This window comes from Kitasatospora sp. NPDC004615 (assembly GCF_042873545.1).
In the GTDB taxonomy this organism is placed as follows: domain Bacteria; phylum Actinomycetota; class Actinomycetes; order Streptomycetales; family Streptomycetaceae; genus Kitasatospora.
The window spans coordinates 53,780-62,912 of the sequence record NZ_JBIALQ010000010.1 but is presented as its reverse complement, the minus strand read 5'-3'; the positions used below and the strand labels follow the sequence as shown (position 1 = coordinate 62,912).

At 74.8% G+C, this 9,133-nt stretch carries 6 protein-coding genes; 4 read left to right on the top strand and 2 right to left on the bottom strand.

The window, feature by feature from the left end:
- The 3 genes from ACFYS8_RS29870 to ACFYS8_RS29860 form a co-directional block, all read left to right on the top strand.
- The coding region (locus ACFYS8_RS29870) for a DUF5682 family protein (RefSeq protein ID WP_387646817.1) at positions 1 to 2,919 on the top strand (2,919 nt) is incomplete at its 5' end.
- Complete coding sequence (locus ACFYS8_RS29865) at positions 2,916 to 4,742, top strand: hypothetical protein (RefSeq protein ID WP_387646815.1); 1,827 nt, start codon at positions 2,916 to 2,918, stop codon at positions 4,740 to 4,742. The genes ACFYS8_RS29870 and ACFYS8_RS29865, both read left to right, overlap by 4 nt.
- A gap of 60 nt (positions 4,743 to 4,802) precedes the next feature.
- The gene (locus ACFYS8_RS29860) at positions 4,803 to 6,233 is read left to right on the top strand and encodes a DUF2252 domain-containing protein (protein WP_387646813.1); all 1,431 of its coding nucleotides are present in this window, start codon (positions 4,803 to 4,805) and stop codon (positions 6,231 to 6,233) included.
- Between the two features lie 48 nt (positions 6,234 to 6,281).
- Here ACFYS8_RS29860 and ACFYS8_RS29855 read toward each other — a convergent pair whose 3' ends face one another.
- A complete protein-coding gene (locus tag ACFYS8_RS29855; protein ID WP_387646810.1) occupies positions 6,282 to 6,902 on the bottom strand; it encodes a PadR family transcriptional regulator in 621 nt (206 codons plus the stop codon).
- A 122-nt stretch (positions 6,903 to 7,024) separates the two neighbouring features.
- Here ACFYS8_RS29855 and ACFYS8_RS29850 point away from each other — a divergent pair, with 122 nt between their 5' ends.
- A complete protein-coding gene (locus ACFYS8_RS29850; protein WP_387646808.1) occupies positions 7,025 to 8,218 on the top strand; it encodes an FAD-dependent oxidoreductase in 1,194 nt (397 codons plus the stop codon).
- A 23-nt stretch (positions 8,219 to 8,241) separates the two neighbouring features.
- Here the strand turns inward: ACFYS8_RS29850 and ACFYS8_RS29845 are convergent, their stop codons facing one another.
- Positions 8,242 to 9,132: a PaaX family transcriptional regulator C-terminal domain-containing protein gene (locus ACFYS8_RS29845; protein ID WP_387646805.1), complete on the bottom strand. Its 891-nt coding sequence runs from the start codon at positions 9,130 to 9,132 to the stop codon at positions 8,242 to 8,244.
- Between the last annotated feature and the right edge of the window lies 1 nt (position 9,133).

The window sequence follows — 9,133 nt, the reverse complement described above, 5'->3', positions numbered from 1 at the left end:
GCGGCTGGCGCGGTACCGGCGGCGACCGCTCCTTCGGCGGCTGGCGCGGTACCGGCGGCGACCGCCCCTTCGGCGGCTGCCCCGGTACCGGCGACTGCCCAGGCACAGCCCGTCGCGACCGTGCCGTCGTTGGAGACTGCGCCTGCGTCGGCCGGCGGGCCGGAGTCGTACGTCATCTCGCTCGTCCCCTACACGTACCCGCTGCTCGACGCCCGCTCCGGCTACCCCGCCGGGATTCGCGACCCGGAGTGGCAGCACACCGTGCTGGCCGCCGGCGGAGACCCGGACCGGCTTGCCGCGGAGCTCACCCGCACCGCGGTCCGGATCTGCGACGCGCTGCGTGGCCAGGGGCACCCTGCCGGGCCCGCCGATGCGCGGGAGGTGGTGCGGCTGGCGGGAGACCTGGCCCGGCTGCGCGGGCTTCCGGCGCCGGGGCGGGGGGAGTTGATCGAGGCGGTGCAGACCGCCCTCGCGCAGGGGGAACCGCTCGGGCGCGGTCGGGCTGTTGCCCGGGCGCTCGAGGAGGTGCTGGTCGGCAGCCGCATCGGTCGTCCGACCCCGGCCGCGCCCCGCAGCGGTCTCGGACCGGCCGTCGAGGCGCTGCTCGTCGAACTCGGCCTGCCCGACGCAGCCGAGCCCTCCGCGCGCGATCTCCGGCTCGACCCGCACCGCTCGTCCCTCGACGCCCGCCGCGAACTGCTGCTGCGCCGTCTGGAAGTGTGCGGCGTGCCGTACGGCGAACCGGTCGCCGTGACCGGTGCGGGCGGCACCGACGCGGTCGGGTCGCGGTGGCGGGTGCAGTGGACGCCCGCCGTTGCCGCGATGCTCACCGTTGCGGGAGTGCGCGGGGTGACGCCCGGTCAGGCCGCCGACGGTGCGCTGCGCGAGCGCTTGCGGCGCGAACGGGAGGCGGGCGGCTCGACGGCCCGGCAGACCATCGACGGTCTCGCCGCCGCCGCCGGGTGCGCCCTGCCCGCGCTGACGGCCGCCCGGCTCGGCCAACTCGCCGAGGAGGTACCGGCGGTGGCGTCCCTCGCCGAACTGCTCGACGGGCTCGCCCTGCTCGACCGGTTCGCCGCCGGGCACCTGGCCGGCCGCGAGGCGGTCGCGCCGCTGCTCGGCCAGGCCGCCGAGGCCGCCGAATTGCTCACCGCCGCCGCGGTGAGGGGACTCGAGGGCCTGGCCGGTTCCGACGACTTCGCCGACGCCCGCGCCCTGGTGGAGTTCGCCCGCCGGGCCGACGCCGACGGCGGCATCCGGCTCGGCCACACCCTCCGCCGCCTCGCCGACGACGGCTCGCCGCTGATCCGCGGCGCCGCCGGCGCGACCCGGGTGCTGCTCGGCCACCAGGAGCCCGCCGAGTTCGGCGGGCGGGTCGCCTCCTGGGTGGACGCCGCCTCCGCCCCGGCGGGCCGGGCGGCACTCAGCCGGTCTCTCGGCGGGCTGCTCACCGCGGCCGAGGGGCTGCTCACCGCCGCCCCGGCCGCGCTCGAACCCCTGCTGGCCCGCGTCACCGAGCTCTCCGACGAAGCCTTCCTGGACCGATTGCCCGCCCTGCGCGGCGGGTTCGACACACTCAGCCCGGCCGCCCGAGACCGGCTGCTCGCCGTCGTCGAGGAACGCCTCGGCGCCCGGGTCGACACCCTGCCGACCGAGCTCGACCCGGCCACCCTCGCCACCTGGGCGCGGGCCGATCTGACGGTTCGTCAATTGCTCGAAGCCGGCGGCCTACTGGTCGAAGGTGCGGGCTCTCCCGAAGAGCTTCACGCGCCCGACGAGCCAACACGCCCGACCGGAACCCCCGGAACGACCCTCCCGCCCGCCGACCGATGGCGGCTGGTACTCGGACGCCCGGGCAGCGGCCCGGCCCCGACCGGCCGGTCCGCGCGACTCGCTGCCGCGCTCGACGAGCTGTACGGCACCGGCCGGGGCGAGGGTTCCGCGCCCGGCCCGACCGGTGACCGGCGCGGTGGCCGGGAAGCCCCGTACCCGGGCGTCCGGGAGTGGTCGGAGGAACTGGTGGCCCTGTTCGGGCCGGGCATCCGCGAGGAGGTGCTCGCCGCCGCGGCCGGCGCGGGCCGTACCGATGTGCTGGAGGCGCTCGCCCCAGAGGCCGTCCGCCCCTCGGTCGAGCTGCTGCGCACGGTGCTCCAGCACGCGGGCGGCCTGCCCGAAGCGCGCCTTGCCGCCCTGCGCCCGCTGGTCCGGCGGCTGGTGGAGGAACTGTCGCGCGAGCTGGCGAGCACCCTCCGCCCCGCGCTGACCGGACTCACCCTGCCCCGGCCGAGCCGCCGTCGCGGCGGCCCGCTCGACCTCGACCGGACGATCCGGGCCAACCTCGCCACCGCCCGTCCCGGCGCCGACGGAAGCACCGTGATCGTGCCCGAACGGCCGGTCTTCCGGACCAGGGCCACCCAGGCCAACGACTGGCGGCTGATCCTCGTCGTGGACGTGTCCGGGTCGATGGAGGCGTCCACCGTCTGGGCCGCGCTGACCGCGTCGATCCTGGCCGGGGTCCCGTCCCTGACCGCGCATTTCGTGGCCTTCTCGACCGACGTCGTCGATCTGAGCGGACGGGTCGACGACCCGCTGGGGCTGCTCCTGGAGGTCCGCGTCGGCGGCGGGACGCACATCGCGGCGGGCCTGCGGTACGCCCGCGAGCTGGTCACCGTGCCGTCCCGCACGCTGATCGCGGTGGTGAGCGACTTCGAGGAGGGCTACCCGCTCGGCGGGCTCCTGACGGAGACCCGGGCGCTGGTAGGCGCCGGCTGCCAGCTGCTCGGCTGCGCCGCCCTCGACGACACCGGAAAGCCGCGGTACTCGGTGGCCGTCGCCGAACAACTCGTCGCCGCGGGCATGCCGATGGCGGCGCTCAGCCCGCTGGAACTGGCCCGCTGGGTGGGGGAGAAGATTCGATGACAGACACCCGATGGCCCGCGGTGGCCGCCGAGGTGATCGCGGAGGTGGTGTCGGCCCTGTCGGCGCGCCTCCAGAAGCGGCTCGACGGCGCGGCCGCCAAACTCGCCGACCGCCCGATCGAGCGGACCGGCGACGACTGGACGCTGCGGATCGACGACGAGACCGTGCTGGTCCTGCACGCCCTCGGCGGCACCGTCCGTACGGCCGACGACGTCCGGTGCGGCTGCCTGCTCGCCCCCGACTGCCTGCACCGCGCCGCCGCCGTCACGGCCGCGCCCGTAGCCGACGAACCGGTGCCAACGCCTTCGGAACCCGTGCCGGACACGGGAGTCGACGCCCCGCCGCCGGACGAGCCGCTCACCCCCGCCGAGGCCGAAGCCGTCGACCGCCTGCGCCGGGTCGCGGCCGACACCTTGGCCGCCGGCATCAGCGGCGCCGGCAGCATCCTGCAGGCGGAACTGCTGCGCACCGCCCACCAGGCCCGGCTGCTCGGCCTGCACCGGCCGGCCGCGCTGGCCACCACCGTGGTCACCCGGCTGCGCGCCGCCCGGGCCGCCGAGCCCGGCCACCGGCTCGCCGACCTGGCCACCGCCCATCGCGAACTGCTCGGCGCCACCACCACCGTGTCGACGCCCGGGGAGCTGCGCGGAGCGGCCCGGCAGACGTACCGGGAGGTCGGCTCGCTGCGCCTGTACGGGCTGTTCGCCGAGCCGGTGGTGTCGGCCACGCACGCCGGTGTGACGGTCTGGGTGGTGGACGCCGACGGGAAGCTCGCCACCGTCTCCGACGTCACCCCGCACGCCGATCCGGCCGAAGCCGCGCAACTCGCGGGGGCGGCGGCCGGCCGGCCGGTCCGGCTGGGGGACGCGGCGCTGTCGCACCGCGACCTCGCCCGCGCCGGGCTGGTCGTCCAGGGCGCGACCCGGACCGAGTCCGGGCGCCTCGGCGCGGGCGCGCAGGTCCGGGCCGTGCGCGCCGCCGGGGCCGACTGGGACGAGGAGCCCGTCGCCCGGCTCTGGGCGGAACCGGTGCCCGCCCAGATCGCCCGCGCCCTGACCGCCGGACGCACCCCGCACGAGCGGCGGCCCGCCGGGTCGGACCTGCTGTTCCTCGACGTCACCGTGCTCGGCCCCGGCGCCGTCCCCGGTTCGCCCGGCCCGCAACTGCTCGCCGAGTGCGCGGGGACGGCGGTGGCGCTGCTGCCCGCCCACGACCACCCGCGACTCGCCTTCGCCGCCAACCTCGCGGCACTCGCCTCCGTACCCGGCCTGCCGCTGCGCGTGATCGGCCGCCTGGAGCGCGCCACCCACCCGCGCCTGCGCCTGCTGGCCGCCGCCCCCGCCCCGGGACGCCCCGGCCCGCCGCTCACTCTGCCGCCCGCGCACCGCAACCGCGTCAGCCTGGGCCTGGAACGCCTTCAACACGCCGACCTGCCGCCGGGCCGCGCCGAAGCGCCGCCTGCCGCCGCGTTCCCCCCGCAACCGCCCCTCCACCTGCTGACCCGCCCGCTCGAACAGGCCGTCACCGGCGGCCGCCGGGCGCTGGCCGGACGCTCCGCGCAGGCCGCCGCGGAAGGGCGCGGGCTGCGGGCGGTGGGTCTCGGCACCGCAGAGCAGTTGCTGGTCGCGCTGCACGCGGCGGCGGCGGATCGGGAGCGTGATGTGTTCGGCCGTCTGCGCAGCGCCGATCACCTGGGCTTCGCCGCGGCCTGGCTCGCTGCCGCGCGCTACCAGGAGGAGCTGGTCACCGCACTCTGCGCGGCCGCCTGGCCGGCCGAGGCCGCCGTTGATCCGACAGGCCGGATCGGCCCGGTGCCGAGATGATCGGAGGTGGGCGTCCGCCGGGCGCCGGAGATGGGTGGGGTGGGCGCGAGGAGGCCTCGGATGGACCAGGAATCGACCACGGCGATCCGGGCCGTGCCGAACGCGACGCCCGAGGAGCGGGCGGCGCTCGGGCGGGAGGCCCGGCGGCGTGCCCCGCGTTCGAGTCATGCGGAGTTCCGGGCGGCGAAGGACCGGCCGGATCCGTTGAAGATCCTGAAGGCGCAGTCGGCGGTCCGGCTGCCCGAGCTGGTGCCGATCCGCTACGCCCGGATGATGGAGTCGCCGTTCCGGTTCTACCGGGGCGCCGCCGCGATCATGGCCTCGGACCTGGCGGGCTCGCCGGATTCCGGTATCCGGGCCCAGCTGTGCGGCGACGCCCACATGCTGAACTTCCGGCTGCTGGCCTCGCCGGAGCGTCAGCTCCTGTTTGACATCAACGACTTCGACGAGACGCTGCCCGGCCCCTGGGAGTGGGACGTCAAGCGGCTGGCGGCCAGCCTGGTGATCGCCGGGCGGGCCAACGATTTCGACGACGGGGTGCGGGCCGACATCGTGCGGGCCACCGTCCGGTCGTACCGCGAGTCGATGATCCGCTTCGCCGCCCTGGGCAACCTCGACCTCTGGTACACCCGGATGGACTCCGCCCAGCTCCAGGCCCTGGCCACCGGACGCCTCCACAAGCGCGGCCGGACGATGCTGGCCCGCAGCATGGCCAAGGCCCGCACCCGGGACAGCCTCCAGGTCTTCGGCAAACTCACCCGGGTGATCGACGGTGAGGTCCGGATCGCCCCCGACCCGCCGCTGCTGATGCCCATCGACGAACTGCTGCCGGAGATGCAACGTGCCGCGCTGGAACGGGAGTTCCGTAGTCTGGTCGAACGCTACGGCAGCACCCTCAGCTCCGACCGGCGTACCCTGCTGGCCGACTACCGGCTGGTGGACGTGGCCCGCAAAGTGGTCGGCGTCGGCAGCGTCGGCACCCGCTGCTGGATCTTCCTGATGCTCGGCCGGGACGGCCAGGACCCGCTGTTCCTCCAGGCCAAGGAGGCCGGCCCGTCCGTGCTGGCCGCCCACGTCGGCGCCAGCGAGTACCACAACCAGGGCGAGCGGGTGGTGGCCGGCCAGCGACTGATGCAGGCCGCCAGCGACATCTTCCTCGGCTGGGAGCGGGTGCGGGGCCTCGACGACCGGCAGCGCGACTTCTACATCCGCCAACTGCGCGACTGGAAGGGCATCGTGGTCGCCGAGGACCTGGTGCCGTCCGGCATGCAGGTCTTCGGCGAGGTCTGCGGATTCACTCTGGCCCGGGCCCACGCCCGCTCCGGCGACCGGATCGCCATCGCCGCGTACCTGGGCAAGAAGGACGTGTTCGACCACGCGCTGGTGTCGTTCGCCGAGGCGTACGCGGACCAGAACGAACGCGACCACCAGGCGCTGGTCGACGCCGTCAAGGCCGGCCGGCTGCCCGCCGAGGAACTGCCCGCCGGCTAGGCCGCGTTTCGTTCGGATCGTCTGCTTGTCGGTCCGGGCGTGTCGTCGTTACTGCGGCGCCTGGGCGTCACTGGCCCGCGCCACCGCGATCAGTTCCTCGGCGCTCCAGGTGAGGTGGCCGGAGCGGAGGTCGGCGAGGACGGACTCCAGCCAGTCGCCCTCGGCTGCGGCGAGGGTGCGGGTGTACTCGTTCTCCAGCATCGCGACCCGGGGGACGCCGAGCGCCGCCGTCTCGGCGAGTGAACGTTCGTGGGCGGCCTGGCCGGCGCGCACCGCGGTGAGGCGGGCGGTGAGGGCCTGCTCGATCTCGTCCGGGGTGAGCAGCATCAGGTTGGAAAGGGCGACCGGGAACTCGGGGAACTCGAGTCTGGGTTCGCGCAGCATCTCCAGCAGCCAGGTGCGGGTGGTCGCACGGCCGGCGTCGGTGATCTCGTAGACGGTGCGCTCCGGGTACTGCTGGTCGCGCCCGGTCTCGCGGACGGCGATCAGCCCGGCCCCCAGTAGCCGGTCGATCGCGCGGTAGAGGCTGGTGCGCTGGCCGACGTTGACCACCTGGTCCTTGCCCCACTCCTTGAGCAGCCGCTGCATCCCGTACGGGTGCAGCGGCTTGAAGTGCAGCAGCGACAGCACGGTGAGCTGGATCGGCGAGCTCTTGGGAGCAGTACTCATGATCCGGATACTACTCCCGGTGGAACTAGTTGCTCTGGAACTAGTGGCAGTGCAACTATGGTGAGCCGACAGAGAGTCGGACCCGACGAAGGGGAGCTTCCACCCCGAAGGAGCGCGAGGACATGGCAACGAAGATCACCACCGCCCTGGTCATCGGCGGCGGCCTGGCCGGCCCGGTCACCGCGATGGCCCTGCAGCAGGCGGGCATCGAGGCCACCGTGTACGAGGCCTACGAGGGCACCGCCGAAGGCGTCGGCGCCGCCCTCGGCCTGGCGCCCAACGGGCTCGCCGCGCTGGACGTGATCGGCGTCGGTGACCTGGTCCGGCGGCTCGGCGACCCGATGAACGCGATCGTGCTGCAGAGCTGGAACGGCCGGCGGCTCGCCGAGATCGGCAGCCCCGGCACGTTGGAGCCCACCCGGCTGGTCATGCGCAGTGACCTCTACCGGGCGCTCTACGGCGAGGCCCGCCGCCGGGGCATCCGGATCGAGCACGGCAAGCGGCTGACCGGAGTCGAGGAGGGCGAGGGCACCGTCACCGCCGGGTTCGCCGACGGCACCACCGCCACCGGTGAGTTGCTGGTCGGCGCCGACGGGATCCGTTCCACCGTGCGCACGCTGATCGACCCGGCCGCCCCGCAGCCGCGTTACGCCGGGCTGCAGGGCTTCGGCGCCGTCAGCGCCGAGGCCGGCCTGGTGCCGGACACCGGCGGGAAGATGTTCATGACCTTCGGCAAGCGGGCCTTCTTCGGGTTGCAGGTGATCGGCGGCAACGCCGTCTGGTTCGTCAACCTGCCGCACCCGGAGCCACTCACGCAGGCCGAGGCGGTCTCCCGCGGAGCCGTGCGGTGGCTCGAGGTGCTGGCCGAGGCCTGCGCCGACGACCGCACCCCGGCGCTGGACCTGATCCGGCGCACCGATCCGGCCGAGCTGCTGATGACCGGCCCGATGGAGAACATGCCCCGGGTGCCGCACTGGAGCCGCGGCCGGATGGTGCTGACCGGGGACGCGGCCCACGCCCCGTCCTCCAGCTCCGGCCAGGGTGCCTCACTGGCGATCGAGAGCTCGGTGGAACTCGCCCGCTGCCTACGGGACTTGACCCTTCCCCAGGCACTCGACCGGTACCAGGAACTGCGCCGCCCGCGGGTCGAGCAGATCATCAAGCAGGCCGAGCGCACCAACAGCAACAAGGCGGCCGGCCCGGTCGGACGGGTACTGCGCGACGCGCTGATGCCGGTCGCCATGAAGCTGATGAACCAGGAGAAGCTCTCCCGGCCGCTCCGGCACCGGATCGACTGGGACGAGCCGGCCATCTGACGACCGGTGAACAGAAAAACGGCCTAACGGGGCGACCAGTACGGCGCGGCGTGGGCGAGGGCGCGGCCCTCGAGGGCGGCGACGAGTTGTTCGAAGAGGTGGACGGCGGCGGGGCCGGACCAGTCGGGGGGCAGGACCTGCGGGGGCAGGCCCGGGTCGCGGAAGGGGAGTTTGCGCCAGTCGTCGACCACGGACAGGTAGCCGGTGAAGGCGTCCCGGCTGTCCACGAACGCGGTCGCGGCCAGGCGGTCGGCCTCGGCGGTGCGGTCGGTGAGGAACTCCCGGTAGCGGCGGTCGATTTCGTCCAGGTCCCAGCCCTTGCGGACCATCGCGGCGAGGTCCTGCCCGCCGACGTGGTCGCCGGTGAAGAGGGCGCACTGGTCGGTCAGGCCGAGTTCGTCGATGGCGCGTCCGGCGGCGGGGAGCATGCGGGCGGGGGCGATCCACACCGCCGCGCCGATGTTGCCGAAGCCGAGCGCGGCCAGGTGCGCGGTCAGTTGGTGGCGTCTGGCGCGGGCGGACTCGGGGACGGAGAAGTTGACGAGGCACCAGCCGTCGGCGAGGTCGGCGGGCTGCCGGGCGTGCCAGATCACCTCGTCGCCGGCGGCCAGTGCCTCCAGTGCGGCGGGCGTCAGTGCGTATCCGCGGACGCCGGAGCGGGTCTGGGCCTCCAGCCAGCCGCGCTGCTTGAGCCGGAAGACCGCGGTGCGGACGCTGGAGGCGTCCAGGCCGGCCTGGGTGAGCAGTTCGACGGTGCCGGCGATCGGCATCCAGTTGCCCAGCTTGCGGACGACGGCGCCGAGGAAGGTGACCAGCACGGTGCGGGAACGGCGTGCCGCGGTGGGCCGGGCGTCGTCCGTGGGCTCGGCCGTCCCGCCGAGTGCCCCGCTCGTCCCGCCGAGTGTCTCGCTCATC

What these genes read in the sequence shown, in the direction of transcription:
- ACFYS8_RS29855 (WP_387646810.1), bottom strand. Translation starts at nt 6,902, where the DNA reads ATGAGTACTGCTCCCAAGAGCTCGCCGATCCAGCTCACCGTGCTGTCG.
- ACFYS8_RS29865 (WP_387646815.1), top strand. Translation starts at nt 2,916, where the DNA reads ATGACAGACACCCGATGGCCCGCGGTGGCCGCCGAGGTGATCGCGGAG.
- ACFYS8_RS29860 (WP_387646813.1), top strand. Translation starts at nt 4,803, where the DNA reads ATGGACCAGGAATCGACCACGGCGATCCGGGCCGTGCCGAACGCGACG.
- ACFYS8_RS29845 (WP_387646805.1), bottom strand. Translation starts at nt 9,132, where the DNA reads ATGAGCGAGACACTCGGCGGGACGAGCGGGGCACTCGGCGGGACGGCC.
- ACFYS8_RS29850 (WP_387646808.1), top strand. Translation starts at nt 7,025, where the DNA reads ATGGCAACGAAGATCACCACCGCCCTGGTCATCGGCGGCGGCCTGGCC.